At 44.8% G+C, this 26,742-nt stretch carries 28 protein-coding genes; 5 read left to right on the top strand and 23 right to left on the bottom strand.

Features of this window, described 5'->3' with window-relative positions:
- Window positions 1–30: 30 nt before the first annotated feature.
- The 3 genes from KJS65_RS05015 to KJS65_RS05005 form a co-directional block, all read right to left on the bottom strand.
- Complete coding sequence (locus tag KJS65_RS05015; RefSeq protein ID WP_213648840.1) at window positions 31–1,383, bottom strand: extracellular solute-binding protein; 1,353 nt, start codon at window positions 1,381–1,383, stop codon at window positions 31–33.
- Window positions 1,384–1,585: 202 nt separating this feature from the next.
- Window positions 1,586–1,756 carry a hypothetical protein gene (locus tag KJS65_RS05010; protein ID WP_213648839.1) on the bottom strand — a complete coding sequence of 57 codons (171 nt, stop codon included), beginning with the start codon at window positions 1,754–1,756 and terminating at the stop codon, window positions 1,586–1,588.
- A gap of 59 nt (window positions 1,757–1,815) precedes the next feature.
- A complete protein-coding gene (locus KJS65_RS05005) occupies window positions 1,816–2,637 on the bottom strand; it encodes a DUF2785 domain-containing protein (protein WP_213648838.1) in 822 nt (273 codons plus the stop codon).
- A 446-nt stretch (window positions 2,638–3,083) separates the two neighbouring features.
- Here KJS65_RS05005 and KJS65_RS05000 point away from each other — a divergent pair, with 446 nt between their 5' ends.
- Window positions 3,084–3,272, top strand: a complete 189-nt coding sequence (locus KJS65_RS05000) for a hypothetical protein (RefSeq protein ID WP_213648837.1) — start codon at window positions 3,084–3,086, stop codon at window positions 3,270–3,272.
- 107 nt (window positions 3,273–3,379) lie between these two features.
- Here KJS65_RS05000 and KJS65_RS04995 read toward each other — a convergent pair whose 3' ends face one another.
- Complete coding sequence (locus tag KJS65_RS04995; protein ID WP_136605964.1) at window positions 3,380–3,496, bottom strand: dihydroorotate dehydrogenase; 117 nt, start codon at window positions 3,494–3,496, stop codon at window positions 3,380–3,382.
- 329 nt (window positions 3,497–3,825) lie between these two features.
- Here KJS65_RS04995 and KJS65_RS04990 point away from each other — a divergent pair, with 329 nt between their 5' ends.
- Together KJS65_RS04990 and KJS65_RS04985 are read left to right on the top strand one after the other, a co-directional pair.
- Window positions 3,826–4,029: a DUF6199 family natural product biosynthesis protein gene (locus tag KJS65_RS04990; RefSeq protein ID WP_213648836.1), complete on the top strand. Its 204-nt coding sequence runs from the start codon at window positions 3,826–3,828 to the stop codon at window positions 4,027–4,029.
- Window positions 4,030–4,346: 317 nt separating this feature from the next.
- On the top strand, window positions 4,347–4,622 hold the full coding sequence (locus KJS65_RS04985) for a hypothetical protein (protein ID WP_213648835.1): 276 nt from the start codon (window positions 4,347–4,349) through the stop codon (window positions 4,620–4,622).
- Window positions 4,623–4,795: 173 nt separating this feature from the next.
- On the opposite strand, the gene KJS65_RS04980 is transcribed toward KJS65_RS04985, so the two are convergent.
- From KJS65_RS04980 to KJS65_RS04960, 5 genes are all read right to left on the bottom strand, one after another.
- A complete protein-coding gene (locus tag KJS65_RS04980; protein ID WP_213648834.1) occupies window positions 4,796–5,566 on the bottom strand; it encodes an ABC transporter permease in 771 nt (256 codons plus the stop codon).
- Complete coding sequence (locus KJS65_RS04975) at window positions 5,567–6,325, bottom strand: ABC transporter ATP-binding protein (RefSeq protein WP_213648833.1); 759 nt, start codon at window positions 6,323–6,325, stop codon at window positions 5,567–5,569. It abuts the gene before it with no gap.
- A gap of 15 nt (window positions 6,326–6,340) precedes the next feature.
- A complete protein-coding gene (locus KJS65_RS04970; protein WP_213648832.1) occupies window positions 6,341–6,691 on the bottom strand; it encodes a DUF1048 domain-containing protein in 351 nt (116 codons plus the stop codon).
- 100 nt (window positions 6,692–6,791) lie between these two features.
- A complete protein-coding gene (locus tag KJS65_RS04965) occupies window positions 6,792–7,139 on the bottom strand; it encodes a DUF1048 domain-containing protein (RefSeq protein ID WP_213648831.1) in 348 nt (115 codons plus the stop codon).
- Entirely contained in the window at window positions 7,136–7,444 is a 309-nt protein-coding gene (locus tag KJS65_RS04960) for a PadR family transcriptional regulator (protein ID WP_280531323.1), read from the bottom strand. The genes KJS65_RS04965 and KJS65_RS04960 overlap by 4 nt, the downstream gene beginning before the upstream one ends.
- Window positions 7,445–7,923: 479 nt before the next feature.
- On the opposite strand from KJS65_RS04960, the gene KJS65_RS04955 reads away from it, so the two are divergent.
- Window positions 7,924–8,736: a class I SAM-dependent methyltransferase gene (locus KJS65_RS04955; protein ID WP_213648830.1), complete on the top strand. Its 813-nt coding sequence runs from the start codon at window positions 7,924–7,926 to the stop codon at window positions 8,734–8,736.
- A 399-nt stretch (window positions 8,737–9,135) separates the two neighbouring features.
- On the opposite strand, the gene KJS65_RS04950 is transcribed toward KJS65_RS04955, so the two are convergent.
- Complete coding sequence (locus KJS65_RS04950; RefSeq protein WP_213648829.1) at window positions 9,136–9,900, bottom strand: SDR family oxidoreductase; 765 nt, start codon at window positions 9,898–9,900, stop codon at window positions 9,136–9,138.
- Between the two features lie 546 nt (window positions 9,901–10,446).
- A complete protein-coding gene (locus KJS65_RS04945) occupies window positions 10,447–10,557 on the bottom strand; it encodes a sporulation protein YjcZ (RefSeq protein WP_213648828.1) in 111 nt (36 codons plus the stop codon).
- Between the two features lie 929 nt (window positions 10,558–11,486).
- Here KJS65_RS04945 and KJS65_RS04940 point away from each other — a divergent pair.
- On the top strand, window positions 11,487–12,335 hold the full coding sequence (locus KJS65_RS04940) for a hypothetical protein (RefSeq protein ID WP_213648827.1): 849 nt from the start codon (window positions 11,487–11,489) through the stop codon (window positions 12,333–12,335).
- Between the two features lie 578 nt (window positions 12,336–12,913).
- Here the strand turns inward: KJS65_RS04940 and glnA are convergent.
- The 12 genes from glnA to mutL form a co-directional block, all read right to left on the bottom strand.
- On the bottom strand, window positions 12,914–14,242 hold the full coding sequence (gene glnA, locus KJS65_RS04935) for a type I glutamate--ammonia ligase (RefSeq protein ID WP_136605981.1): 1,329 nt from the start codon (window positions 14,240–14,242) through the stop codon (window positions 12,914–12,916).
- A 33-nt stretch (window positions 14,243–14,275) separates the two neighbouring features.
- Window positions 14,276–14,689 carry a MerR family transcriptional regulator gene (locus tag KJS65_RS04930; RefSeq protein ID WP_136605982.1) on the bottom strand — a complete coding sequence of 138 codons (414 nt, stop codon included), beginning with the start codon at window positions 14,687–14,689 and terminating at the stop codon, window positions 14,276–14,278.
- A gap of 84 nt (window positions 14,690–14,773) precedes the next feature.
- Complete coding sequence (locus KJS65_RS04925) at window positions 14,774–16,027, bottom strand: methionine gamma-lyase family protein (protein WP_213648826.1); 1,254 nt, start codon at window positions 16,025–16,027, stop codon at window positions 14,774–14,776.
- 31 nt (window positions 16,028–16,058) lie between these two features.
- Window positions 16,059–17,348, bottom strand: a complete 1,290-nt coding sequence (gene hflX, locus KJS65_RS04920; RefSeq protein ID WP_213648825.1) for a GTPase HflX — start codon at window positions 17,346–17,348, stop codon at window positions 16,059–16,061.
- A 44-nt stretch (window positions 17,349–17,392) separates the two neighbouring features.
- Window positions 17,393–18,379 (bottom strand): AAA family ATPase, encoded by a 987-nt coding sequence (locus tag KJS65_RS04915; RefSeq protein WP_213648824.1) that lies wholly within the window; start codon window positions 18,377–18,379, stop codon window positions 17,393–17,395.
- Window positions 18,380–18,461: 82 nt separating this feature from the next.
- The gene (locus KJS65_RS04910) at window positions 18,462–19,109 is read right to left on the bottom strand and encodes a YdcF family protein (RefSeq protein ID WP_244864381.1); all 648 of its coding nucleotides are present in this window, start codon (window positions 19,107–19,109) and stop codon (window positions 18,462–18,464) included.
- Window positions 19,110–19,111: 2 nt separating this feature from the next.
- Window positions 19,112–19,669, bottom strand: coding sequence for a ribonuclease FAU-1 family protein (locus KJS65_RS04905; protein ID WP_213648822.1), 558 nt, complete (start codon window positions 19,667–19,669; stop codon window positions 19,112–19,114).
- 160 nt (window positions 19,670–19,829) lie between these two features.
- The gene (locus tag KJS65_RS04900; protein WP_213648821.1) at window positions 19,830–22,493 is read right to left on the bottom strand and encodes a transglycosylase domain-containing protein; all 2,664 of its coding nucleotides are present in this window, start codon (window positions 22,491–22,493) and stop codon (window positions 19,830–19,832) included.
- Window positions 22,494–22,671: 178 nt separating this feature from the next.
- Window positions 22,672–22,911, bottom strand: coding sequence for an RNA chaperone Hfq (hfq, locus tag KJS65_RS04895; RefSeq protein ID WP_127602544.1), 240 nt, complete (start codon window positions 22,909–22,911; stop codon window positions 22,672–22,674).
- A 20-nt stretch (window positions 22,912–22,931) separates the two neighbouring features.
- Window positions 22,932–23,924, bottom strand: coding sequence for a tRNA (adenosine(37)-N6)-dimethylallyltransferase MiaA (gene miaA / locus KJS65_RS04890; RefSeq protein ID WP_213648820.1), 993 nt, complete (start codon window positions 23,922–23,924; stop codon window positions 22,932–22,934).
- Window positions 23,911–24,693: a class I SAM-dependent methyltransferase gene (locus KJS65_RS04885; RefSeq protein WP_213648819.1), complete on the bottom strand. Its 783-nt coding sequence runs from the start codon at window positions 24,691–24,693 to the stop codon at window positions 23,911–23,913. The genes miaA and KJS65_RS04885 overlap by 14 nt, the downstream gene beginning before the upstream one ends.
- A 49-nt stretch (window positions 24,694–24,742) precedes the next feature.
- Window positions 24,743–26,731, bottom strand: a complete 1,989-nt coding sequence (mutL, locus tag KJS65_RS04880) for a DNA mismatch repair endonuclease MutL (RefSeq protein ID WP_213648818.1) — start codon at window positions 26,729–26,731, stop codon at window positions 24,743–24,745.
- Between the last annotated feature and the right edge of the window lie 11 nt (window positions 26,732–26,742).

Raw genomic sequence — 26,742 nt, 5'->3', positions numbered from 1 at the left:
CCGCACGCGTTCCCTTCTCCACGGTCATGCTTATTTGTTGTTTGCCTCGAATGCGGCTTGATGTTCCTTCGCAACTTCAGCTGCATCCTTTTTCTGTGCGAAAAGATTCTGGATGCTGGTCAAGTGGACTTGTGCTGTGCCCGGGTTCATCGTGTTATCGAATGCCAGGTCTCCACCCTTCACGTCTTTGAAAAGTCCCAGAACATCCATGGCCATATCAGAATATCCGGCTGCTTTAAAGTCGCCGTCAACTTTCTGTCCGATACCGACTGCTCCTTTGGCTTCAAACGCTTCTTTCGGGAAGTTAATCATGAACCAGTTCAGGAATGCTTTGGTTTCATCCAGGTGCTTGCTGTCTGCCGAAATCGCAAATGCGGATCCAGGTGCGAGCATAAATTCATCCGGATTCCCCTTGCCATTAATGGTAGGGAATTTGAATACACCAACCTTACCGTTTACAGAAGAAGTTTCAATTCCGCCTGTTGCCCAAGTTCCCATGTAGTACATCGCTGCTTTACCTGTCTTGAACAGGTTCTCGCCAGCATTGTAGTCAAAGGAGGTTGCCCCGTCTTGGAAGGCTCCGGCTTGTACCAGGTTTTCGAATGCATCTACAGCTTCTTTGAAGGCAGGATCATCAAACGTTTTCTTTTTATCCACAACATCCTTCAGGAATCCAGGACCGTTGTTTGTGCGGAGCAGCATGTTCATGAACAGGAACGAACCGGTCCAGCTGTCCTTTTCACCGATTGCCATCGGTTGAATCTTTTGGGACTTCAAAGTTTTCACGACATCCAGCATTTCCTCGAACGTCGTTGGCACTTTCACGCCAGCTTTATCAAACAGCTCTTTGTTATAGTACACTACGCCGATGTTATTGCCGTCAGGCAGGGCGTATGTATTACCATCGAAGCTGTACCAGTCTAAAAGCCCATCCTGGAATGTGTCTTTCAATCCGTTTTGGTCGAGCATATCATTTAGCGGTGCAAGGAGCTTCGCATCAACGAAAGGCTGCATTTGAGCGGCCGGGTTCACCACTGTAATATCCGGAACTTCTTTAGAAGCTGCTTGCGTCTTGAGCTTCAGCTTTTGCTGGTCCGTGTTCAGTGAATCCAGCTCGATTTTGATATTCGGATGATCTGTTTCGTACTGCTTCACCAGCTTGTTCATCAGCTTGTTCTTCGGATCGGTTGGATCCGGGTAGATATTTTGGAAGGTAATCGTAACGTTCTTTTCCTTCACCGTTTCCGTGGTATTACTGGATGTTCCCGAAGCATTGGAAGAAGTGCTTCCTTCATCGGTCTTGCTGCCACCGCCGCATGCTGTAAGGCTGAGCGCCAGTGTGCCCGTCATCACCAGGCTTAACAATTTCGACATCTTCGCCATCGTTTAATCCCCTTTTTATTTGGTATGAACTCATTATGCAGGGAAATGCCGATAATAGGGAGGTGTGAAATTCAGGTTTTAGGTTTGATTTCTATAGATTCCACAGCATGTCATAAAAAAATCCCCCTAATAAGGGAGATCAATTCGCTGTTATATGTAATTTTAAATCATAAATTAGCTGATTCTTTCGATCTGAAATTTTTCAGCCTACAAACTGTATAGCGAAGAGTAAAATCAACAGCACAATGGCCCCGCCGAAAATATATCCAATAAGACGGCTGCCCTTCGACCTTTTTTCCGATTTTCTAATGTGGTTTTCCAATGCAGCAATACGCTCTTCTAATTCCTGAACCTTCCCACCGCTATCCTTCATGGTTTAGTTCCTCCTAACTTGAATTTCTGCATTGGGCTTTCCCCTCAATTTCCTCATAATTAAGAATAGTATACTTTTTCTACTTTATATAATGTATGCTCAATCGTTGGGCAGAGATCGGCATCATCTTTGTAAAATTTAACTCGAAAGTATAAACTTTTCAAAAAGTTCTTTATATTATTTTTTTGCTTAAAGGCAGGAAGAAATTCTGAATCTTTCTCCACATCACCAAAACTTTGAATCCATTGCTCTACATAAGTCTGACTAAGTATTTTTCTATTTAGAACGCTGATTATGGACGTTGCCATTCTCTCATCTTCCCCATCGGAGTAAATTCGATCTGTTATGGTCATCTTTTCGTAAACCAAATCGAGTATGATTAAGAGGTCTTCTTTATCCAGTTCGGAACATTGAGCCAAATCGTCTAAAGCATCTGCTGCATGGGCGATGGCATGAGCCCAGCCTTTTTCCTCGTCATACCCACGGTAATCCCTCTCATTTTGTACATTGTAAAATACGTTCTCTTTGATCAGGTGAATTTCCTCTCTTGACAGAAATGGTGATTCTCTATGTCTCATCAAGAGAAGCGGTATGACTAGCATAGAGAAAGATCGAGTGAAGACGGAGTCTGTATTCGTTTCACCAAGCTTACAAAGCAAATGGTCTTTATCCAAAACAACTGGCAGAAGTTGTTCCAATTCGTTTGCAGTTAGAGAATTACCGGGAATCCAATGTGACAATGTTGTATAAATGAGCTCATCACGCAGCACGGCATCCAAAGATCCGATGTTATTTATCATTTCTTGTATCAACTGGAATGTATCGGGAGATGGTTGGTAGCCATTTTCTTTTATTAATTCCAACTTTTCTTTTAAATTCATTCTACACGCTCCTACTAGAAATTAACCGAACTGATTTTTTTGAAGGGTTTCCGTTTCCACTGACTATGCGGCTCCTTCCGTACCCCTTCTTTCCTTACTATAAAGATACAGATAGGAATCAGATCCATTTTTTAATAATTATCATCCAGGTTAACTTGGTTCGCAACCCATATCTTTGAAGCTCGTTTAATAATAACAAGCGAGAATGATGAACAAAAGTAACAGCCGAATGTTTAAGTAGTCTAGTACCTCCGGCATCGTAACATGCTTTAAGCAACACAGATATGGAGATTTTTTCATGAGGTCGTCTCTTACCAATCGTCTTGTATGGTGAAAATGATTTCACAAAAATGGTGTCCTTTTTTCGAATTCATGTTTACAACCAGGCGATTTGGTTTAATAACTATTTGACTTTCCAGAATTGCACATGTAAGGAGAAATACAGTATGACAAACCATAACATTCAGAAATCCTTTGAAAATCAGTCAGATACCACTGTTCATCTGGTTAGCGGTGAATTTTATCAGGGGATCTGCCAGGAAAATGACTCCAGTACATTTAAGATGATCACCAGCGAAAATCAAACGATCACCATTCCCTACTGGACGGTAAAGCGAGCGGTTATGCAAAAATAACAGATCTGGCCACTAAGTTTGTGTGCCGGCTCTTTTTTTTTCATACTCTAAAACATAATAGCCCCTACCGGCATAAAGCCGGCAGAGGCTATCTTCAATAACTTAAATTAGAAAATAAATGCTTTGGAGATGATTACCAGCAAAATGAACAGTACCAGGATTGCTCCGATACCTCCACCACCAAAACCGTATCCTGCGCCTACTCCTCCAACTACTTCACTCATGTTTACACCCTCCTTTGTTTTGGAACACATCATATCTTATGGAAATTTCAGGGGAAGGTAAGGGCGGATTGGCAATAAAAAAACAATCATCCGAATCGCAAATACAACACATGCTTTTATAGATACCTTTTCCCAGTTCCGGTAAACTAAAACATTTGATAAAATGTTCGGTGTAACAATAATCATTATGAACCTGATGATTACATATGATTATTCGGCTCATTTCCGCTTTAATTTAGATCAATGGGTTAACTCCCCATCCCAAATCAGATTTATGCTGCATCGGTTTTCCAATTCCTGCGTATTTATTTAAAAAGGAGATGAGTGAAATGCTCATATTCAGTGGAATTTTATTCATTGTGATCGGCATATTAAATATCGTAAAACCTAACTTTGCCTGGTATTTAAAAGAAGGCTGGAAAATAGACGGTGATTCTGAACCAAGCGATAATTACATCGTTCTTGCAAAGATAGGCGGAGTAATAGCGTTAGTCATGGGCATCATCTTTTTTTTCACAGGAATCTTTTTCTAATCATCTCTCATATCTTGTAATCCTTACATAGTAATTCCATTACAAAGATTAAGAGGCTCCCTGCTGAATGCAAGTGAGCTTTTTTGCTTGTAATTCAAGGCAATGTTCAGAATCGGTTCAGAATGGAATTTTATAATTCAATTGTCATCTTTTGTCGAAATACACAGAATCATTTTAGGGGGAAAAGAAAGTAATGAGTAAAAAACAAGGATTCAAAAAGAAGTCAATCATCATGTTATCCACAGCTATTTTACTCGGTGCAATGGTACCACAGGCAACCTGAAGTATTTAACAATGGTGTTCTTGTTGTAACTTCTATGGATTTTATTTTTGATACTGATGATATCTATGTCGCCGAATCTGGATGGAAAAAAATCTCCGCTGATCAAATCAGTAACGATGGACATAGCGTAACGATTTCTAACATTAATGGTTATGCTCGGGACGTAGCCTTTCAATTGGTAAATCTGGTTATCCCTTCTCCAGGAAGATATGACATCAAGTTTAAAGCCGATGCTGATGGTATAAATGTAGGGAAAGATTTTTCTGACGAACAAAGCATTACATTGATTTCTGTCCCCCCTGCACTTTAAAGAAAAATAGATACCAAGAAGACCCTACCACCGCAGGTTCAACAACAAAAAAGGGCTCACTCCAAAATTGCGGGTGAGCCTTTTTACCGATGTTTTTCGATTGTATAACGGCGCGTCTGTAAATGTTGAAATTATTCAATTTATAGATTGCCCATAATTTATTGCTTGCAATATTAAGCTGAATTCCGTTTGTACGCGCGCATTGCAAAGATATAAGCCACGAGCATAATTCCGACACACCACGTAAGCGCAATCCATATATCATTGCCTACAGGCTGACCTGACAGCAGCGCACGGATGGCTTCCACGATTGAAGTCACCGGCTGGTTTTCGGCAAAAGCACGAACTAGCTTCGGCATCGAATCGGTCGGCACAAAGGCCGAGCTGATAAACGGCAGGAAGATTAACGGATAGGAAAAGGCGCTTGCTCCCTCCACCGTTTTTGCGGACAGTCCGGCAATGGCCGCGATCCAAGTCAAAGCCAGCGTAAACAGCACAAGTATTCCTGCTACGGCTAGCCAAGACAGTACCCCTGCAGACGAGCGAAAGCCCATAATGAGCGCTACGAGTATGATGACGACAACAGAAATGACGTTAGATACCACCGAGGTCAGCACATGCCCCCACAGCACAGTGGAACGTGCAATCGGCATGGAGTGAAAACGCTCAATGATGCCCCGCTGCTTATCCAAGAACAGGCGGTAAGCCACGTAAGCCACCCCGCTGGCAATAGCCATAAGCAATATACCAGGCAACAGGTAGTTCACATAGTTATCCGTACCGGTTTCGATTGCGCCGCCAAACACATAGACGAACAGCAGCATCATTGCAATCGGAGTGATACAGACCGTGAAGATGGTGTCCATACTGCGGAAAATATGGCGCATAGAACGTCCAAGCATAACACTCATGTCGCTGAAAAAATGTTTTTTTGCCGCCTCCATTTACATGGCCTCCTTTTTACCAATGATTGCGAGGAATATTTCCTCCAATGTCGGCTGTTTTTCAACATACTCCACCTTTGCGGATGGGAACAGCTTTTTCAGTTCCGCGAGCGTGCCGCTGGCGATAATCCTGCCCTCGTGCAGAATGGCAATGCGGTCGGCAAGCTGCTCGGCTTCCTCCAAATACTGGGTGGTCAGGAATATCGTCGCGCCGCCGTCGGCAAGTTCCTTTACAATCTTCCAAACCTCGATACGTGCCTCGGGGTCAAGCCCTGTGGTTGGCTCGTCGAGGAAAATGATCTGCGGTTTGCCCACAAGGCTCAATGCGATGTCGAGCCTACGGCGCATACCACCCGAATAAGTAGATGGCTTACGGTCGGCCGCGTCAGTTAAGCCGAAACGTTTCAGCAAATCGTCCGCAACTTGACGAGGATGATCCAGATGCCGCAGCTTGGCAATCATGATCAGATTTTCCCGCCCGGTCAATATCTCGTCAACCGCGGCAAATTGTCCGGTCAAACTAATCGACTGCCGCACATAGTCCGGCTTTGACGCGACGTCAAAGCCGTTTACGGTGGCGGTGCCTCCGCCCTGTTTGAGCAGCGTGGTGAGGATTCTAACAATCGTCGTCTTGCCCGCGCCGTTGGAGCCAAGCAGGGCGAAAATCTCACCTCGCTTCACTTCAAAATCGACGCCCTTTAGGACTTCTGTGTCTTTGAAAGATTTTCGCAGACCTTTGGCTTCAATTGCTTTTTCCATCCCGATACCCCCCTTTTACTTTGTTTTATCCGTAACCTTTTTTATGGCCTTATAAACTTTTTGGTCAACGGATTCTTGATAGATGTCAGTGTAAGTTTTTGAATCTTTGATTAGATCGTCGCAGAAAGCCGCTACGTCACTGCCCGTCACTTCGAGCACGCCTTTCCCCAAGGCCGCGCCCTCTTCAAAAAGATCGATAATCCCCGATAGCAAACCCGTACCTTCGGTTAGTTCAACAGGGCCGACCTTAAAGAGATACTTTTGAATCTCTTTATAAACAATCTGGTAATCTTGCGGGAGCGCTTTGACACGCGCCACGTGCGCTCTCCACTCTTTTTTGCCTTCGATGATATCTTGTATTCTCATATTATCCTCCTATTTATATAGAATGAACTTAAGAAACTAATGTTTTAAGGCCATTTGGAGCCGTTGCGACAGGGATTTCAAATCAAAACTTTAGTTCATTCTATTTACCTAATTTTTTAGCGATATTATTGTTGAGCTGCTCGCGCCACTTGTCGCGAAAAGACTTTGCCCCTTCTTCGCCGGCCAGCGCTGAACAGAAGCCTTTGATATCGTCACCCAAAACCTCTTGGACACTCTGACCGTCCGCCGCCGTTTCTTCGAGCAGTCCAAGCACACCATCAAGAATTGGCATGAGGTTACGACCGGAAAAATCTGAATGCGGCCAAAGATTGGTATTAATTTTTCCCCATGCCGCTTGATAATCAGCCGGAAGCTTTTTGGCTCGCGATTCAAAAGCTTTCATTTCTTTCGTCATGTCGCTGCCGGTGATTTTTTCCCAAAAATTCATTCTGTTCTCTCCTTTAACTCATTGATTTTTGATGATACGAACTCCCATTTTTCCCAGAACCTCCGCAGCTCCTCGCGCCCCGCGTCGTTAATCGCGAAAAACTTTCGCGGCGGTCCCATGTCGGAGGGTTTCTTGGTGATCTCCACCAACTTGTTTTTTTCAAGCCGGATCAGGATGGTGTACACCGTTCCCTCCACAACATCTGTAAAGCCGAGGGCGTTCAGCCGCCGCGTAATTTCGTAGCCGTAGGTTTCTTTGCGGCTTATAATTTCAAGGACGCAGCCCTCAAGCGCCCCTTTGAGCATTTCCGTTAGATTTTCCAGCACAATCACTCCTTGCTATTCTGTATGACTGGTATGAAGTATTACTTACTACCACTACAAAGTAACACGCAGTAGTTGGTTTGTCAACAGCGTTTGCCCTGACACAGATTTTTAATTTTCAACTAATCTGCCCGCTTTCATTAATGAATAGTCCACACAGCAAGTTGAACTCGACATTTATATTCAGTCTTTTCAATGCGCATAACCAGTAATTTCACCAGCTTTTTTTGAATGATATCATGCCGCAGGTCGTTACCATTGTCATATGATGAGGCGGTCTATCTGGGAGATCAAACGTACGCCGCATGGAATATTTTAGGTGGATTTGTTCATAGAAAAATGGTACATTATTTTGGCATCAATTGGGCAGCGTGATCGTGTTCGATACGTGTTACTGGGATAACAGGCAAGTCGGGATCTACGTCAGGCTTATATTTTTTATTTTTAGGGAGGGCGTCGGCATGGACAAGAGTTCTGTTTATAGAACAAACATTATAGGCGGCGGCGAGGTTGGCAGAGCCATTACGGTCGACATGGATAAGAATTCTATTCATCAAACGAACAGCATCTTTTGGGACACAAAAGGAAATGAAATCTTGGGAGCAACCTCGCTTCCTTACTATGGTGCATTTGTCTCTGAAGAAAAATGCCAGCTTTTTGGCGATGTCTCAGGAAAAAAGATGCTGGAGATAGGCTGTGGAAGCGGTCAATCGTTGAAATATCAAGGGGAACGCAATGCATCTGAACTATGGGGAATGGATATTTCGGAAAACCAAATCGAAAAGACAAGTCAACTTTTGACGGCGTGCGGTCTCTCAGCAAAATTAGTCTGTTCCCCCATGGAAGAAAAATGTGGCATACCAGAGGATTATTTTGACTTTGTTTATTCGATTTATGCCATAGGCTGGACAACCGACCTTGAGAGTACTTTTTGCCGAATTGCTTCGTACCTAAAAAAAGACGGCGTATTTATTTTCAGTTGGTCTCACCCTATACACAAATGTGTTGTTGCAGAAAATAATATGCTTCAATTCAAAAAATGTTATTTCGATGAATCTTGGTATTCGGTGTCTCTTGACGAAAGTACGCTAACATTATCGGACCGCAAACTATCAACCTATGTAAATGCGCTCTCCAAAGCGGGATTTGTCATTGAGCAAATGATTGAGCAATCTGATGATGAAATGTTGCCATCGCGGGGCGATAACAGCGATTTTGCAAAAAAAGCTAAGATGCTTCCTGTAACTTTTGTAATCAAGGCAAGAAAACTATAGTATCTAATACGGCGTTCCCCGCGCAGCTTAGTCTCCAACCCGGCAGGCCGGCACTATAGAGTAACTCCTGCCGTGCTCTTTCCTCCAGGGACTGGAACCGACAAGAGATTTTCAAGTGAATGACATCTTCCTCGATCAAAAACTTAGAAAATACGATTTTTCATTTTCCAGATCTCCTAGTTCTCTTTAGAAGCATCTTGAGCTGCAGAGCATAGGCTTTCAATGTACTCGGACTTAAGCCCTGGATACGTTTGACAGCTTCGACAATCGCCATAACTCATTTTCAAATCATAAAAAACCTCCCAAAAGAGCTATTATATCTAGTTTCACTTCTCATGGAAGGTTTTAATTTTAATCTATTTAATTAGCGTATCGGCGGTTTACCCCACTTTTCCGGGTTTACAAATGAGAGCCTCCACTGGCATCGATCAATTGCCCGGTTATCCAGCGGCTGTCGGAAGAAGCTAGAAAAGCAGCTATATCCGCGACATCCTCTGGTTGCCCCCATCTTCCAAAGATCGAAAAATCAGCACCATATTTTTTTGAAGCAGGATCTTGCAGCATTGCGGCATTCATATCCGTGGCAACAAATCCAGGTTGGATGGCATTGATCGTAATTCCACGTGAGCCGAGTTGGCTGGATAAAGTGAGTGTTAGTGTATTGATTGCCCCTTTGGTCATACTGTATGCAGGAATAATAGGCAGGGAAATTCTTGTGACAGCGGACGACAAGTTAATAATTCGACCTTCGTCTCGTAAATGTGGCAAAGCTTGTTGAATCAGGAAAAATGGCATCTTTACATTTATCTTCATGATCTCATCGTATGCCTCTTCCGTAGTATCTTCAATTAGGGTTGTCAGGCCGATCCCTGCGTTGTTCACTAGTATATCGAAGTGCGTGTCACCTGTACGCTCTTTCAACAAATCATCCAAAGTCTTATAAAATGTCTGTATGCTTTCTAAAGAACCAAGTTTTGTACCAATCGTGAATGCAGTTCCTCCGTTCTGCTCAATATCTTGTACGACTTCTTCGGCAGCGCTTCGATTCGTGCCATAATGAACGGCTACTAATGCCCCTTCTTGTGCTAAACGAGTCGCAATGGCACGTCCAATCCCCCGGCTTGCACCCGTAACTAAAGCAACTTTTCCTTTTAATCTAGTCATGATTTTTAATCTCCTATCTGTGTCAAATAAGTACACGATAGTTATAACATGAGGTGAATAACGAAATGTTGCTCTCATATTCGCGGAACCCATATTCGGTCCAATCAAGGAATCATCATACCATCGAGATCTTAATGGGATATTTTCAACTATTCTGACCCGTTAGCTTAAAAAGCACCCTTACTATTTATGATCCAAGAATCAAATTCTTCAAGTAAGTAATTGAACATAAGATATCTTGTGGTAATTGGGCGTATACCCCTACCCAAAAAAAGATTTCTCGAAGTAGGATCAATATGCTATTACCTTCAAATAATTCTGCTTCTCATGGCGTCGTTATGTACTTCAGTGTATTGGATAATGATCATCCGGAAGCGGTCTTTACTCGAATTGACTGCCAGCAGCGAACCTGAAAACGCCGTGCGTGTTCGTCAATGGATGGATCATGAAGCCTCATGATACTCCTATAAACCAAAATATTTACTGATCCCGTAATACAAAAAGACCCTGCCAGCTCAAAGCCAGCAGGTCTTAGATGTCCTAATCTTAGAAAAAGAAAGATTTAGTTATGATAACCAGCAAAATGAACAGAACAAGGATAGCTGCAGTACTTGTGCCTAAACCTCCATAACCTACTCCTCCAACAACTTCACTCATGAGTGCGCCCTCCTTTAATTTAGAGTACATCATATCTTATGGAATGCACCGAGCTTGCGGAAGGGCAATAAGGCAATTAAATAATGGTTCAATCCACGTCTCAAGATAAACCATCAGCACGGGTCCAACAAATGAGCGGATTGTAAAACATCTGCATTTTATTTTGTTATTCACAAAATGTTTTCAAAAAAAGACTCTTCCAGCAGGACTCCTGGGGATAAGCTTGGTGTCAATTACGACTGAAGCAACAGCATCAGCAACCGTAGATAAACAAGTGCAAGTGTTAGCCCATCAGTGATAAACCTATTTTCTGATTTAATTTCATATGTATCGCCTCCACCATCTATACGATGCGCGTAAGGTAAAAGTTTCAAATACTAGAATATACATTGATTGCATGACGCAAACCCATTAGCTGTCACGTTCAGGCATCTTAGGTTCCCTTTTTCTGGCTTTGTTGTCTCATCGTAAATATAAAATGGGTGGCAATCTTGGGGGCACTCCTTCCAAAGCCGATAATCCCTTTAAAATGCCCTCCATATTTAAAAAAACCTCACGCCTTGAGGACTGACCCCCATTTGTGAGACAGGGATCAGAACCTTTAAAAGTCTAAGCCACCAGTTGTCGAAATTACAGTATTGATTTATAATTCCTCCGGAACTCAAGACTCAACATTTTGGCACAACTCCATTTCTCCACTATATAATCTTTATAATTACATATTTTATAAAAAATATATTTATATGTAACTTTTGTATATTTAAATTGTTTTATATATCGTAACAGTAAAAATTAATAAAGGAGGGGAGATTTTTTGGTGTAGACACATTATTTTGTTGTACGAAATCGCACCGAGACAAATTACATAAAAATCGGATTTGAAATTTGCATTTGAAGAACCACTAATCTAATAACTAATGGAGGTAAAAATGAAACTAAAAAAATTTGCAACATTCTTATTATCAGCCACTTTTCTTCTTGTCCCATTATCAAGTTCGTTTGCTGCTGAAGCAAACGAACAATCTTCTTCTCAAAAGCAAGTCTCAATTGAAGAATCAAATTCAGTAAAAACATTCTCGGCTCCATCAGTTGCACCCAAAATCGATATTCCGATGGATGAAATTGTTGATAAGAAATCAAATACGATTGATAAAACTAAGCTTAAAAATGAACTATCCAAACAGTCGATTGGATCAAACGAAATCGATGCAATTATTGCTAAAGTTGATAGCATCAATACTACTACACTTAAAAAGACAAATGGTGAGATAACTCCATTTGTGTATACTGTATTATATAATGACTGGGCACCAGGTAAATCACCTGTTTTGACTTATGATGGTAACTGGTATACTTACGCAATAGTTTGGTTAGCAGAGGATAATTACAGATCTACTATTCCGGTTACTATTTCAACAACAACAAGTTCCACGATTAATGAATCCCTTGGATTTTCGGGCGACATTAACATTAAAGCAAAATTTGGTTTTCAAGCTTCTTATGGCGCTTCGCAAACCGCTTCTAAGTCAACTGGCGTTACTGTAGATGCGTGGACTTACTGGGCAACAAGACCTTATATTTACTGGAATAAAAAGATCTATCAAGGAACATGGAAGTATGAATATATTGATGATGCTGGTTATCATCTCTATGAAACCCCTAATTCTGGAGAGAATAGAACTCTCTTAACTAAAACGAATGATTATTGGACAAGAACTAATAGCGCACATAGTTCAACTGCAAGCTCACCGATACCGCCTGCGTCTATGCCATATTAAATTAGCATTAAGAGTTGCAATCGTATGATTGCAACTCTTTAAGCTACAACCTACTTTCATTACTAAATTATCAACTTTGAGGTGAATAGTTTGAAAAATACAATACGAGTAAGTTATAAGTTTTTCTCTTACTGTCGAATTACCCTCTTTTTTGTTTATGCTTTCTTATTGTTTATTTTTGGTATTTGTAATGTTCCGTTCTACACCTTTTGGGGACCAAATAAAGAGTATGAACGAGCGCTTGTTGCACCAATATGGAGTAGTATGGATGTAAACCGTGATTACAATGGCTATAATCTGATTTACAATTTGAATTCTGAAAAGTTGTGCATCGAAATTCTGATTATTTCTTTAATTGTATTAGCCATATATCTAATAATTAGAGAAGCCGAAAAACAAGCCGACGAAAATAATGTTTGAAAAAAATAAATTGGAAGTATCATAATTATAATGCAGGAGTTGATTTTAAATAAATGTGGGCGTTTTGTGGGCGTCTAACATCTTTATAAAATATACTCCCCCCCATCTCCTACAAATACAAAAACCCCTCACGCCATTGGCGTAAGGGGGTTATCATCCTAGTACAGAGTCATGTATTGATCGCGTTCCCATTGATGAACTTGCGTGCGGTACATATCCCATTCAATTTCTTTAAGCTCGTAGAAGTGGGACAATGCATGTTCACCAAGCGCTTCGATGACCACTTCATCGCGAACCATTTCGTTCAGCGCTTCTTTCAGGTCAGCTGGTAGACTTGGGATGCCTTCTTCAATACGCTCTTCTTCGGACATCACATAGATGTTACGGTCGATTGGAGCTGGAAGAGGCATCTTTTTGCTGATACCGTTCAGACCGGCACGCAGCATTACGGCAAGTGCCAGATAAGGGTTGGCAGCTGGATCCGGGTTACGCACTTCGACACGAGTACTCAGACCGCGGGAAGCCGGGATTCGGATCATCGGACTGCGGTTGCTGCCGGACCATGCTACATAGCAAGGAGCTTCATAGCCTGGGACCAGACGTTTATAAGAGTTTACGGTTGGGTTCGTGATCGCAGCAAAAGCACGTGCATGCTTCAGAATACCCGCCATGTAGTAACGAGCTTCCTGGCTCAGGCCAAGCTCATCGGATTCGTCATAAAAAGCGTTGACGTTACCATTAAACAGGGATTGGTGACAGTGCATACCGGAACCGTTCACACCAAACAGCGGCTTAGGCATAAATGTTGCATGCAGGCCATGCTGGCGTGCAATGGTTTTAACAACCAGCTTAAATGTTTGGATTTCGTCAGCTGCTTTAACAGCATTTTCATATTTAAAGTCGATCTCATGCTGGCCCGGAGCCACTTCATGGTGGGAAGCTTCGATTTCGAAGCCCATTTCTTCAAGGGTAAGCACGATTTCACGACGGCAGTTCTCACCAAGGTCTGTAGGAGCAAGGTCAAAGTATCCGCCTTGGTCGTTCAGTTCCATTGTCGGATTACCTTTTTCATCCGTTTTGAACAGGAAGAATTCCGGTTCTGGGCCCACATTCATGGAAGTGTATCCCATAGCCTCTGCTTCTTTAAGGTTACGTTTCAAAATGCCGCGTGGATCTCCTTCAAATGGAGTACCGTCTGGCATGTATACGTCACAAATCAAACGTGCAACGCGGTCTTCGGTTACCCAAGGGAAAATAACCCAGGTATCGAGGTCCGGATACAGATACATATCGGATTCTTCAATACGAACATAACCTTCGATGGAAGATCCATCGAACATCATCTTATTGTCAACTGCTTTTTTCAATTGGCTTACTGGAATTTCAACGTTTTTAATCGTTCCCAGCAAATCGGTAAATTGAAGGCGGATAAAACGAACATTTTCTTCCTCGGCAATTCGAAGAATATCTTCTTTAGTGTAGCTCACAGGATCCTCTCCCTTTCCATTTTTGAATCTATTTTATTTTTTATTAAAAAACCGGGATAATTCACCTTGAATTAATGATACCTGGCCCGGTCTCTTACCGGAAACGAGCTGCTGCTTCAGCAGGCGGTGCAGTTGGGATTCTGACATTTCTTTTCGTTTCACTTCTGTATCCGGGGTAATGACTGTCGCTTCCTCGGATTCTTTGGACACCGGGTTCATCACCTGCTTAATACCGGCGATGTTAACACCCTTCTCAATCAGAGCCTTGATTTCCAGCAATCTTTCCACATCGTTAAAGGAGAACAGGCGCTGATTACCCGAGGTACGTGCAGGAACAATCAGGCTATGCTGTTCATAGTACCGGATCTGTCTGGCTGACAAATCGGTAAGTTTCATAACAATACCAATTGGGAACAATGCCATGTTTCTGCGAATATCATCACCCATGACTTATCTCAACCTTCCAGTAAACTTTTCTCACTCATATTGTACATTTCCTGATCTCATGCGTCAATAACATGTCAGATAAACTTACAATAAATTTTGATCTTTCATCTTTTGCAGGGCTAACATGACTCCAAATTTGACATGAGAGTATGTCAGACCTCCTTGCATGTACCCGATGAAAGGTTCCCGGATCGGTGCGTCAGCGGATAATTCGAGACTTCCGCCTTGGATGAAGGTCCCCGCTGCCATGATAACGGGGTGATCATATCCAGGCATGTCCCACGGTTCTGGAACCACATGGCTGTCCACTGCAGCGGCGCGCTGTATACCTTGGACAAAAGCAATCAGATGTTCTGCGCCCGTGAATGCGATAGCCTGAATCAAATCCGTCCGCGGCTCATTCCAGGCCGGCTTAGTTACAAATCCAGCTTGTTCGAACATGGCCGCTGCAAAAATACTTCCCTTTAAAGCTTGTCCAACCAATGTCGGTGCCATGAACAACCCCTGATAAATTCCACGTGTCGTACCTAACATCGCACCCACTTCACTTCCGATTCCTGGAGCTGTCAGCCGGTACGCGCAGAGATCCACATAGGCCTGCTTTCCGCAAATATATCCTCCTGTTTCGGCAATGCCTCCACCCGGATTTTTAATCAAAGAGCCCGCGATCAAATCCGCACCTACTTCTGTAGGTTCAAGCTCTTCGGTAAATTCCCCATAACAGTTATCGACGAATAGGATCACATCCGGCTTGATTTCTTTCACCTTTTTGACCATTTCACCGATTTCATTCACCGTAAAAGATGATCGCCAATCATACCCTCTTGAGCGCTGGATTCCGATTACTTTCGTGGAAGCATGAATTCCGTCACGGACAGCATCCCAATCAATGCCGCCATCCGCCGTTAAGTCAGCTTCACGGTATGTAATTCCAAAATCCTGCAGCGAGCCGGTTCCGTCGCCTTTTTTACCAATAACTTTATGAAGTGTATCGTAGGGACGTCCCGTGATATAAAAAAGCTCATCCCCAGGTCTTAACACGCCAAATAGAGCCGTCGAAATCGTATGTGTGCCCGAAGCAAAATGCGGGCGTACCAGAGCAGTTTCGGCTCCAAATACGTCCGCATATACCAAATCCAGCACCTCTCGGCCCCGGTCATTATAGGCATACCCTGTTGAACCCGCAAAATGAAAATCACTTACCTGATGCCGCTGAAACGCTTCGATGACCTTCCATTGATTCTGGTCAATAACACGGTCCAGTTTACGCAGTTGTCCTTCGATCCGATCTTCAGCAGTTTCTTTCCATTGTTCCAGTTCTTGTGCAAATTGTTTCATGTCTCCGAATTTCTCCTCCACGTCGTTCCATTCAATCTCTTACAAGATATGAGGCAAGCATGTGTCCCCATTTCTCATAATCAGGCTTGTGTACCTTTACTTTATAGATCATATCATTTTCTTCGGCCTGCTGTCCTATGACATCTCCTACACGATAAAGCATCGCCATGGTGTTACCGTCTTCCGGCGGGATCCGGAATGTCAGAATCCCACCAGACAAACGGTTTTGGATTTCTTGTCTTACAAGGAGCAGATCATCTTGATTGAGTGCACTGATTTTTAGATACCCTGGACCTGCCGGCAGCATTTCAAGCTGCTCCTTCGTACAAATATCTGCTTTATTAAAAAGAATCAGCTGCGGCTTATCCGCCGCTCCCAGCTCCTCAAGAATGGAGTCAACGACCGATATTTGCTCATCGCGCATCGGTGAAGAGGCATCCACCACATGTAAAATCAAATCTGCTTCATTGGCCTCCTCAAGGGTAGCCCGAAAAGCAGCAATCAGATCATGCGGCAAATTCTGAATAAATCCGACCGTATCCGTTAAAATAACCTCACTGCCGCCAGGCAGCTCTAAAGTGCGCGAAGTCGGATCCAAAGTGGCAAACAACTGGTTTTCAATATACACGTCAGCACTGGTAAGCTGCTTGAGCAGCGTTGACTTCCCGGCATTGGTGTATCCTACAAGCGCGATCTGAATAGCCCCGCTCTTTTGCCTGCGTCCCCGGTACAGCTTGCGGTGCTTGATCACTGCCTCAAGCTGCTTTTTCAAATCACCGATACGGCTCCGGATATGACGTCTGTCCGTCTCCAGTTTGCTCTCACCCGGTCCACGCGTACCGATCCCCCCGCCGAGACGCGACAAATTTTTGCCGTGTCCCGACAGACGAGGAAGTAAATAAGACAGCTGTGCCAATTCAACATGAATAATCCCCTCACGTGTCTTCGCACGTTGCGCAAAAATATCAAGAATAAGCTGCGTCCGGTCAATAATCTTAACATCCAGGCTTTGCTCCAAATTACGAACCTGGGCTCCAGATAAATCATGATCGAAAATAGCGGTATTTGCTTGGGCGGAGTCAATTGAGACCCTCAGTTCCTCTACCTTACCCTTGCCGATTAACCAGCGGACATCAGGTACATCACGGTTTTGGCTGATAACATCAAGCACCTCAACACCCGCCGTTTCAGCCAGGCTGACAAGTTCCTGAAGGGAATGCTCCGGATTGATTCCAGACCTTTTAACCTCATCGGTGACAAGACTGACAAGAACGGCCCGGTCGCGTATTTGTGTGTTCGTATCGTGAATGGTATGTGCCAAAAATGAGTACCCCTTTTCCGCTGCTTACGTATTCTGAAAAGCCATTAAACCGTACCCTTAAGTTCAAGCTTGAAATCTTCTGTTCTCAGCGTCATCAGCTCAAGTTTTCCGGGATTGGTGTTCGCGTACACATTGAGCAGCCGTACGGCTTGATTACGAATGGATTTTTCTATCGTATTACGCACGTATCTGGCGTTGCTGAAGGCATGCTCGGTTTCCGTTTTTTCCTGAATCAGATGCTGTCTTAATTTCATTATCGCCTGTGGCATTAAAATGTAGTCACGTTCTTTCGCCATCAGTTCTGAAATCTGAATCAGCTGGTCTACGGAATAATCCGGAAATTCCACCTGAATCGGAAAGCGGGAAGGCAGTCCAGGATTGGTTTGCAGGAAAAAGTCAATCTCTTCGGAGTAGCCGGCCAAAATAAGAACAAATTGATTCTTATGGTCCTCCATCGCTTTGACCAGCGTATCGATCGCTTCCTTGCCAAAATCCTTTTCTCCGCCACGGGCAAGACTATAGGCTTCATCGATAAAGAGAATGCCCCCAAGAGCTTTTTTAACAAGATCTCTCGTCTTCTGTGCAGTATGTCCGATGTATTCACCAACCAGATCCGCACGTTCCACTTCAATCAAATGACCTTTACTGAGTACACCCATCTTCTGAAAAAGCTTCGCAATAATGCGTGCAACCGTTGTTTTCCCCGTACCCGGGTTCCCTTTGAACACCATATGATATACCTGCCCTCCGCAGGCAAGACCCGCTTCCTGGCGCATATGTGTGATCTGCAGCAAGGCATAGATTTCAAATACAAATTCTTTGATATTCTCCAAACCCACGAGCTTTTCTAGCTCTCTTTCAATTTCCTGATACAGAGTGTGCTGAACAATGCTTTTTTGTGCAGTCACAGACTCTTTTTCGGGAACAGCACTGCTAAGTACAGGAGGCTCCTGGTTGCGTAAAATAACATTGATTTGTCTGGATGGCCTGCCTTCCGGCAGGCCCTTTGCGGCCGCAACACGCCCGTTCATGCATCCATCACCTCATATCCACAGAGATGTATTCTCTATTCAATGTATTCTACTTAAAGAGTGGTTATTAGCAGTTTCAGGCTTATTTCCAGCCAAGCCAGAGCAGCAGCTCATCAATCTTCCATTTGGTGTAGGCCAGTACCTCCCTGGGCTTATGGTATTTCATTTGAAGCGTCCGAGATTCCGTTAAACCGAGCTGCGGTTGCTCGTATTTCAAATATTTTGCAATATCGTTTGAGCGCATACCATGATATTGATGAGTTACGATGACAGCACTGGAGTAGCCGCGCTCCTTCATAATCTCTTGACTGAACAAAAGATTTTCATAGGTGCTTCGCGCCTTGTTTTCCAATATAATAGCTGCTTCAGGCACGCCATGGTCTACCAAATAATTCCGCATGCCTTCCGCTTCCGTAAACTTATTTCCCGGCTTGTCCAGTCCGCCGCTGACGATGATACTGCTGAACTTCTTCTCCTGATACAGCTTCAAAGCTTCATCAAGCCTTTCTTTGAGGCCGGGACTCGGAGAATCACCCCACATGGATGCTCCCAGAACAATGCCGACATCGCTGGCTCCGCTGAGGCTGGAGCTTTGGGTACTGTCTATTTTCCACCACACCAACCCGGTCCACAGCAGACCCAGAATCACCAATGCAGCGATGCAAAAGAAAGTGGTTTTCAAGGGAGAGCGCCTTTTCCTCGTCAGCATCACCGGTCCCCGTTCAGACATTGTCATGTTTTCCTCCTGAAATCCCCATTTTCAAACAGCCGCTTGCGCTGATCCAATGACATCAGGAAATAGGGAAACTTATGTGCTTTAATATCATGCAGCACTTCCCGCGCCGTTGTTGTCGCAAGCATGTAATCGTCTTGTGTAATCACTCCGCGTGCCAAGGCTTCCTCAAGTTCATCCTCATCCAGTAAGAAAACTTCTCCGTTTCTCAGGACGACGATATCCAAATACAGATCATCAAACCATGGGACTCCCTGTTCTGTGACTCCTTGCGTCTTACAGGTGTCTATGTACCATTGAATGATTTCCTGATGTTCATCAAACATGGCTGTGACAATGTAATGACTGTTTTTAGGAAAATACTGCAGCCAAGAATAGCCTTTATCCGCAATGCGGTAGGTATGGGTCCCGTAATGCTTCCATAGTGGCTCTTTTAAGTTGTAAATCGTGTAGAGCGTTATGTACCCGGTGAATGAATCACTTTCGACATAACGGCAGGCAAATCGCCGGCGGGAAATCCGGCGCCAGTTCGCTCGATCTCCAAATTTTCGTTTCATGGAAATTTCCCTCTCCAATATGTTAGCTTCAGCTTATCACATTTAGGAATCACACTCAAAATGTATAAGTTAAATATAGCGCAAGCACGGCCTATTGTATAAGCAAAAAAATGAAAAGAGCCCCCATAAGGGAGCTCATTTTCTGTACCACATGCAGTTATTAAGGGTTCGTTCCATCTTCAATCGGTCCGGAGCCGATGTTATCCGGCTTTCTAGTACCGTCGCCAGTGGAGCCCGTATCCGTAGAGCCACCACTACCGTTATCCGGTGGAACGATCGTACCGGTATCAGTACTCCCGTTCCCCGTACCTGATCCAGTACCACCGCCTTGGTCACCGCCTTGCCCGCTACCGCTACCATTTCCATTTCCATTACCGTTATTGTTTCCGTTATTGTTTCCATTGTTATTGCCATGGTTATTGCCATTGTTGCCATTATTGCCAATACCATTATCACTGCCGTTACCCTGGTCTCCATTGCCCGGATTGTTACCCGTGTTTCCATCTTGGCCTTGGTCCGTATTTCCGTCCTGACCGTTATCGCCTGTATTTTCGTCAGGTGGCAGCTGTTCTTCCGGAGGTCCCTCGACCTTTATCGTTACGGTGTTCGATGGATCGGACTCTGTCCCTGTATCCTTCGATACTGCTGTAACGTAGTACTGGTAAGTGAGACCTGCCACTGCACCCATATCCTCTGCGCTTGTATCAGACACATCATTCAGAAGCAGCGAGAAATCGGCTTCCGAGGATTCCTTGCGGTATACACGATAAGTTGCATTGCCGCTGTCCGAACCATTCCAAGACAAGGATACCGTTTGTGTTTCCGGACTATAGCTTGCAATGAGTCCACTTACATGTTCCGTCGTCTCTTCAACCGGAGGTGGTTCAGGCTGCTTCATATTATCCGGAACTTTAAAATCCTTCTTCGGGAAGTTTTCGAGAGCCTGCTTCATAACCTTACCCCAGAATGCGGCTGCGAGCGGACTGCTGTTGTGGAGCAGATGAGTCTTATCGGGATTATCATAACCCATCCAAACTGCAGCGGTCAGTTCAGGCGTATAGCCAACGAACCAGACGTCGCGGTTAGACTTGAGTCCCGAGATACCACTTTGTGTTGTACCTGTTTTACCTGCTACAGGTCTGTCGATTCTGGCTTTTGTTCCTGTACCGCTCTCTACGACCTTTTTCATCATTTCGGTCATTTGATAAGCAGTGCTTTCTTCCATCACTTTCTCACTCTTATCTTTATGCGTATATACAGGTTTGCCATCGCTGCCATCAATCTTTTTGATGGAGAACGCTTTGTTGAACTTGCCGCCGTTGGCAAAAGCACTATATGCCTGAGCCATTTCCAGCGTGTTGGTGCCTTTGCTGATACCGCCAAGCGCCATCGCAAGATTCTTGTCATCCTCAGTCAACTGAATGCCAAGCTTTGTAGCGAAGTTAAAGCCCGTTTTAACACCAATTTCATTAAGCGTCCACACGGCGGGAATGTTTTCCGACTTGGTGATCGCCTCAGACATTCCAATCGTGTCAGAATAACCGTGAAGGTTGCCCGGACAGTATTTACCGAAACACTGCTTTTTGTTGCTCAGCTGTGAATCCATATTGAAATTACCGGTTTCGAGTGCCGGAGCATAGGATACAATCGGTTTAAACGCCGATCCCGGCTGACGGCGGCTGTTCGTCACACGGCTGTATCCCTTACGTTCATAGTCACGTCCACCTAGAAGCGCAACCAGGGAACCGTTCTCCTGATTCATAATGACCATGGAGCCCTGAACAGGCTGATCATCCTTGCTCTTCTCGAAATTGGAAGCATCAGCAAATTCCTTTTCAAGCACCTTTTGGGCATTTGCATCCATGGTCGTGTAAATTTTATAGCCACCGATATTCAGATCATCTTCACTTAACCCGGTTACGTCCTCAGCCTCATTCATGACATAATCCATAAAGTTCTGATAATTCTGTTTTTTCTTAGGAGGTTCGTAATTATAAACTACTTCTTTAGCCTTGGCGGCCTCGTCTGCAGTAATGTAGCCTTGGTCAGCCATCAAACTGAGAACCACCGCGCGGCGCTGCATCGAAAGCTCCGGGTTACGGAGCGGGTTATATTTGGATGGTCCCTTAGGCATCGCAGCAAGCGTCGCGATTTCCCAGACTTTAAGATCATTCAAATCGCTTTTACCAAAATAATATTTGGATGCTTCTTTAATCCCGTAAATTTGTCCTCCAAAGGGAATCCGGTTCAAATACATCGTAATGATTTCGTCTTTGGTCAAATTACGGTCAAGCGCAAGCGCAATGGATACCTCCGTCGCTTTACGGAAGAACGTCTTGTCGCGGGTCAAGAAAATATTCTTTGCCAACTGCTGGGTGATCGTACTGCCGCCTTCGACCTTGGAACGGGCCATGACGTCTTTTACGGCCGCTCGCCCGATCGACCAAAGATCGACGCCGCTATGCTCATAGAACCTTTTATCCTCTGTTGCAATAAATGCATCCTTCAAAAGCTTAGGAATGTCTTCGCTTTTTACCGGATCGCTTTTTTGCAGAGACAACTCGCCCATGAGATCCCCGTTACGGTCGTATACCTTTGAGGTTTCATTAACCGTAATTTTATCCTTGTTGGCTTGGTACAGTCGTTCGCCGTTGACCGATATATACAGATACCCTGCAATGGCGCAAAACACGGCGATCGCGCATGTAAAAAACAAAGTCCAAAATATTCGTTTGCCTGATAGTTTTTTCTTTTTCTTTTTCGGTGTCTTGGATGGTTGTTCTTTATTTTTACTACCCGTCCTCGACAGTTTATTGTTATCCATGGTGCCTCCTGACTCCCTTTAGGATCATTCAAGTTTTGGAATGAAAAGAACAACCTCGACAAGGTTGCTCCGCTCCAGTCCTATGCCTACAGACATTAGCAAACGCAGCAGATCGCCGGCTTACTGAAGTCTATATACTTAAACGAAAATCATCCAAAAAAGTTTCAAATTACGTCCGTTAGCCCTCGTTTGGCGTTTCTTGCATCAATGAAACATTGCGTTGAGGTGTAACAGTGGAGATAGCGTGCTTGAACAGCATCTGCTGCTTGCCATCGGAATCGACAACTACAGTAAAGTTATCGAAAGCTTTGATGGTGCCGCGAATCTGAAATCCGTTTACGAGAAAAATGGTAACTGGGATGTTTTCCTTGCGCAGCTGGTTTAAGAATGTATCTTGGATATTAATGGATTTGTTCATTTACCCGTACCCCCAACGTTTCATTTAGATTGTTTTGAAGTATATTCAAGATTTGAGAGAAACTTTCCTGCTATTATATCACGGATTTCCGCTAATTTAGCAGAAAAATTTACGGGCTCCGTGACGTCCACCCATGAGATATCCTTCATATGGCGGAACCAGGACAGCTGGCGTTTGGCGAACCGGCGTGTGTCTCTCTTCAGGATCATAACCGCCTCATCCAGAGATTCGCGGCCTCGAAGATAGGATATGATTTGCTTATAACCCAGCCCCTGCATGGAGACCAGATCTGTTCCGTAGCCCTTTTCCAGCAGAGAAGAGACTTCTTCTACCAAACCCTGCGTCAGCATTTCATCAATACGGGCTTCAATACGTTTATATAGCATTTGCCTATCCATTGTCAAACCGACGAGACATAATTGATACGGAGATTCCCGGGTTTGTCCCTCCAACTGGGCCGAAAGAGCGATTCCCGTCAAATGATAGATTTCCAAAGCCCTAATAATCCGTCTCTGATCATTGGGATGCAGTTTTTCAGCACTGACCGGATCCACCGCCATCAGCTTGGCATGCAGGGCTTCAGCTCCTTGCTCCTCGGCAAACGCAGCCTGCTCATCGCGAAAAGCCTTGTCTTCACCCACCTGGGCAAATTGATAATCATAGCAGACCGATTCCACATACAAACCCGTCCCGCCAACGATGAAAGGCAGCTTCCCGCGCGCATGAATTTCCTGGATGAGCTGATGGCTCTGTTCCTGGAATTCAGCAACGGAATAAGGCTCATCCGGAGAGTGAATATCGATTAAATGATGCGGAATCCCCTGCATTTCGTTCTGGTTGATTTTGGCAGTACCAATATCCATCTCCCGGTAAACCTGCATGGAATCTCCAGAAATGACTTCGCAATTCAGCTCTTTTGCAAGCTCAATACTCAGCTTTGTCTTACCGACGGCCGTAGGTCCTACAAGCACCAGCAGCTTCGGTTTATTCTCGGTTGTATTAAGTCCTGTCAACGGTGATCACTCCATATGAAATTTTAGAATGGGCTCGTTCCCGCTCCGAGAATCCGAGACGGGCAAACTCGCCACTGCCTTGTTTTTCCTTCAGTACCACCGTTTTCCGGGCAACTCTGACGGCTTCTCTAATGCTCTCTTCGGTCAGTGGGTCGCTGTTGGCAAACCACCGCAAAGGCCTAATTGCTGATGAGTCCATGAGCGGCTCGCGAAACATCGGATCGAAATAGACGATGTCCATACTGCCATCCGGCAATGAGCGGAGTACATCCAGATGATGCTGATTCAGAACGTTCACGCGCCGCATAGCTGCATTGATCTCTTCAACGCCCGAGGTGTAGTATGCCAGTCCTTCTGATAGGAGCGCAGCCAGCGAGGGAGAGCTTTCCACTGCCGTTATCTTGGCGTTCAATCCGCCTTTAACCGCGAAAACCAGTGCATCCGTGCCAAGCCCGGCCGTACAATCCAATACGCTATTACCCTCACTCATATGGGCCGAATCGATCATGGGATCATTTTCTCCCCTAATAATCCGTTTCGCGCGAACAAATCCCATACTGGGGTGAAAAGCCATGGGATCCTCGCCTGCTCTGACCAGCCTGGCACCTCCATCTAAAACAACGATGATATCCGTATTCCCATGCATACCGGCCATCTTCGGCAATGAGGTATGGCGCCTTGGTACATATAAGCTCCCGGTGCGGGATGCCAGGGCCTCAGCACGGCTAATAATCTTCTCTCCGGCCTTGTCCCCTGTTGTAATAATCATGTCAATCTCCATTCATCGATAATTATCAGTATTTTACAGCAGTATTCATTTACATGACCCGCTTAAAAAGCTTTTCCAGATCGTAGGTTGAAAAAGAAACCACGATCGGCCGCCCATGTGGACAAGTGTATGGCTGTCTGCAAGCTCCCAAACGGTCAAGCAACGTGTTGGCTTCCTGCTCTGTCAGCTTCTGATTTGCTTTGATGGATGCCTTGCAGGAGCACAGAATCGATGATTTCTCTCTGAGCTTCGCCAGGTCAATCATGCGTTCACCCAAAACCCATTCTGCCATCTCTTCGATAAGCTCCTTTTCCTCGCCCTTAGGAAACCAGTAAGGATGGGAACGGACGCGGAACGTCTGGCCCCCAAAATGCTCCAGGTACACACCTACCTGCTCAAACCATTGCAGCCTGTCCTTCAGCTGATCGGTCTCGGAAGGTGTGAATTCCAGCGTGATCGGCAGCAGGAGTTCCTGGGAGGCATTCGCCGGCTGCCCAAATTTTTCATAATAAAATTCATAATTCACACGTTCATGGGCCGCATGCTGATCAATCAGATACAGTCCTTGATCGTTTTGTGCGATCAGGTAGGTACCGTGATGCTGCCCAATTAGTGTCAATTCAGGAAACGACGGTATTTCCGCTTGACTGTCCGCAGAAGGAGCCAATAATCTGCTGGCCAGCTCTGGATTAGAGCTCTGACTGCCCCGCTGGGCGGGAACGGAACCCCCGCGATAGGTGGTTGGCCGTTCTTCTCTAATCACGCTGCTGCCAGTTTGCCATTGTCCCTGTACTCGATCCGAATATCCGCTTGAACTGTATGGTTTGCTTTGTTCTTTGGATTTCTGTGAAAAGAGCTCATTGCTACTGAAATTATTCGCAGATGGCGCCTGATCCGAAGTTGTTGGCAAATTCACTGTTTCTGAGGCTGAAGCCGTTTCTGCCGCCGGATCAGCTTGCGCGCTCCGGTTAGGAAAATGGAACTGCTCCTGAACAAATGAACTGCTGTTCTTGCCGCCTATATTTTGCTTAACGGCCTGAGGAATCAAGATCTCATGACGCAGGACACGATGGATACTCTCCTCGACAAACGGATACAGCTCCTGTTCTTTACTGAACCGGACTTCCAGCTTGGCCGGATGCACGTTAACATCCACAAGAGATGGATGCATTTTGATTTCCAGCACAGCCAGCGGAAATCTGTTGATCGGAAGCAGCGTATGATAAGCGCGTTGAATCGCTTGATTCAGACCGTAATTCCGGATATACCTTCCATTAACAATGGTAGATATCCCATTTCTGTTCGATCTTGTCCATTCCGGCAAACTCACATAACCGCTAATTCCAAAATCAAGATTCTCTGCTTGGATCGGCAGCATCGCTTTAGCGGCTTGTGTGCCATACACGGCCGCAATAACCTGGAGCAAATCGCCATTTCCAAGCGTTTTAATCAGCTGATTCTCATTATGACGCAGCGTGATGGCAATTTCCGGATGGGAAAGAGCAATCCGGTACATAAAATCAGAGATGTGACCGAGCTCAGTCTGAATGGTCTTCATATATTTCAGTCTCGCCGGTGTATTAAAAAATAACTCCTTCACATGGATATCTGTTCCGCGCGGTGCAGGCGTATCCTCCTCCACCAGAAGCTTGCCACCCTCCATGCGGATTCGCCGTCCCATGCCGTCATCCCGGTTCGAAGTCACCAGTTCGACCTTGGCTACGGCTGCAATACTGGGTAGAGCTTCACCGCGGAAACCCAGACTCGTTATGTGAAACAAATCCCGACTGTTTTCAATTTTACTGGTTGCGTGGCGGTAAAAGGCTGTCCCGCAGTCATCAGGCTCGATTCCTGAGCCGTTATCTGACACCCGGATGCTTACAAGCCCTCCCTCCTCCACATGAACCTCGATGCGGGTCGCGCCGGCGTCAATAGAGTTCTCCACGAGTTCCTTTACAACGGAAGCTGGACGCTCCACCACTTCACCGGCAGCAATCTGGTTGGCAATATGCTCGTCCAATATATGAATTTTTGCCATATCCGTCACCC

Source organism: Paenibacillus sp. J23TS9 (assembly GCF_018403225.1).
Classification (GTDB): Bacteria; Bacillota; Bacilli; order Paenibacillales; family Paenibacillaceae; genus Paenibacillus_AQ.
This window is presented reverse-complemented; position numbering and strand designations above follow the sequence as displayed.

Coding starts and splice junctions, on each gene's coding strand:
- mutL (WP_213648818.1), bottom strand. CDS start 26,731: ATGGCAAAAATTCATATATTGGACGAGCATATTGCCAACCAGATTGCT.
- KJS65_RS05005 (WP_213648838.1), bottom strand. CDS start 2,637: ATGAATTTAAAAGAAAAGTTGGAATTAATAAAAGAAAATGGCTACCAA.
- KJS65_RS04975 (WP_213648833.1), bottom strand. CDS start 6,325: ATGGAAAAAGCAATTGAAGCCAAAGGTCTGCGAAAATCTTTCAAAGAC.
- KJS65_RS04985 (WP_213648835.1), top strand. CDS start 4,347: ATGGATTTTATTTTTGATACTGATGATATCTATGTCGCCGAATCTGGA.
- KJS65_RS05010 (WP_213648839.1), bottom strand. CDS start 1,756: ATGAAGGATAGCGGTGGGAAGGTTCAGGAATTAGAAGAGCGTATTGCT.
- KJS65_RS04970 (WP_213648832.1), bottom strand. CDS start 6,691: ATGAGAATACAAGATATCATCGAAGGCAAAAAAGAGTGGAGAGCGCAC.
- KJS65_RS04965 (WP_213648831.1), bottom strand. CDS start 7,139: ATGAATTTTTGGGAAAAAATCACCGGCAGCGACATGACGAAAGAAATG.
- KJS65_RS04900 (WP_213648821.1), bottom strand. CDS start 22,493: ATGGATAACAATAAACTGTCGAGGACGGGTAGTAAAAATAAAGAACAA.
- KJS65_RS04980 (WP_213648834.1), bottom strand. CDS start 5,566: ATGGAGGCGGCAAAAAAACATTTTTTCAGCGACATGAGTGTTATGCTT.
- KJS65_RS04930 (WP_136605982.1), bottom strand. CDS start 14,689: ATGGGTGATGATATTCGCAGAAACATGGCATTGTTCCCAATTGGTATT.
- KJS65_RS04910 (WP_244864381.1), bottom strand. CDS start 19,109: ATGTCTGAACGGGGACCGGTGATGCTGACGAGGAAAAGGCGCTCTCCC.
- KJS65_RS04960 (WP_280531323.1), bottom strand. CDS start 7,444: ATGCTCAAAGGGGCGCTTGAGGGCTGCGTCCTTGAAATTATAAGCCGC.
- KJS65_RS04905 (WP_213648822.1), bottom strand. CDS start 19,669: ATGAAACGAAAATTTGGAGATCGAGCGAACTGGCGCCGGATTTCCCGC.
- hfq (WP_127602544.1), bottom strand. CDS start 22,911: ATGAACAAATCCATTAATATCCAAGATACATTCTTAAACCAGCTGCGC.
- KJS65_RS04950 (WP_213648829.1), bottom strand. CDS start 9,900: ATGACTAGATTAAAAGGAAAAGTTGCTTTAGTTACGGGTGCAAGCCGG.
- KJS65_RS04915 (WP_213648824.1), bottom strand. CDS start 18,379: ATGAACGGGCGTGTTGCGGCCGCAAAGGGCCTGCCGGAAGGCAGGCCA.
- KJS65_RS04955 (WP_213648830.1), top strand. CDS start 7,924: ATGGACAAGAGTTCTGTTTATAGAACAAACATTATAGGCGGCGGCGAG.
- KJS65_RS04925 (WP_213648826.1), bottom strand. CDS start 16,027: ATGAAACAATTTGCACAAGAACTGGAACAATGGAAAGAAACTGCTGAA.
- KJS65_RS05015 (WP_213648840.1), bottom strand. CDS start 1,383: ATGGCGAAGATGTCGAAATTGTTAAGCCTGGTGATGACGGGCACACTG.
- KJS65_RS04885 (WP_213648819.1), bottom strand. CDS start 24,693: ATGATTATTACAACAGGGGACAAGGCCGGAGAGAAGATTATTAGCCGT.
- KJS65_RS04945 (WP_213648828.1), bottom strand. CDS start 10,557: ATGAGTGAAGTTGTTGGAGGAGTAGGTTATGGAGGTTTAGGCACAAGT.
- KJS65_RS04990 (WP_213648836.1), top strand. CDS start 3,826: ATGCTCATATTCAGTGGAATTTTATTCATTGTGATCGGCATATTAAAT.
- KJS65_RS04940 (WP_213648827.1), top strand. CDS start 11,487: ATGAAACTAAAAAAATTTGCAACATTCTTATTATCAGCCACTTTTCTT.
- KJS65_RS04995 (WP_136605964.1), bottom strand. CDS start 3,496: ATGAGTGAAGTAGTTGGAGGAGTAGGCGCAGGATACGGTTTTGGTGGT.
- KJS65_RS05000 (WP_213648837.1), top strand. CDS start 3,084: ATGACAAACCATAACATTCAGAAATCCTTTGAAAATCAGTCAGATACC.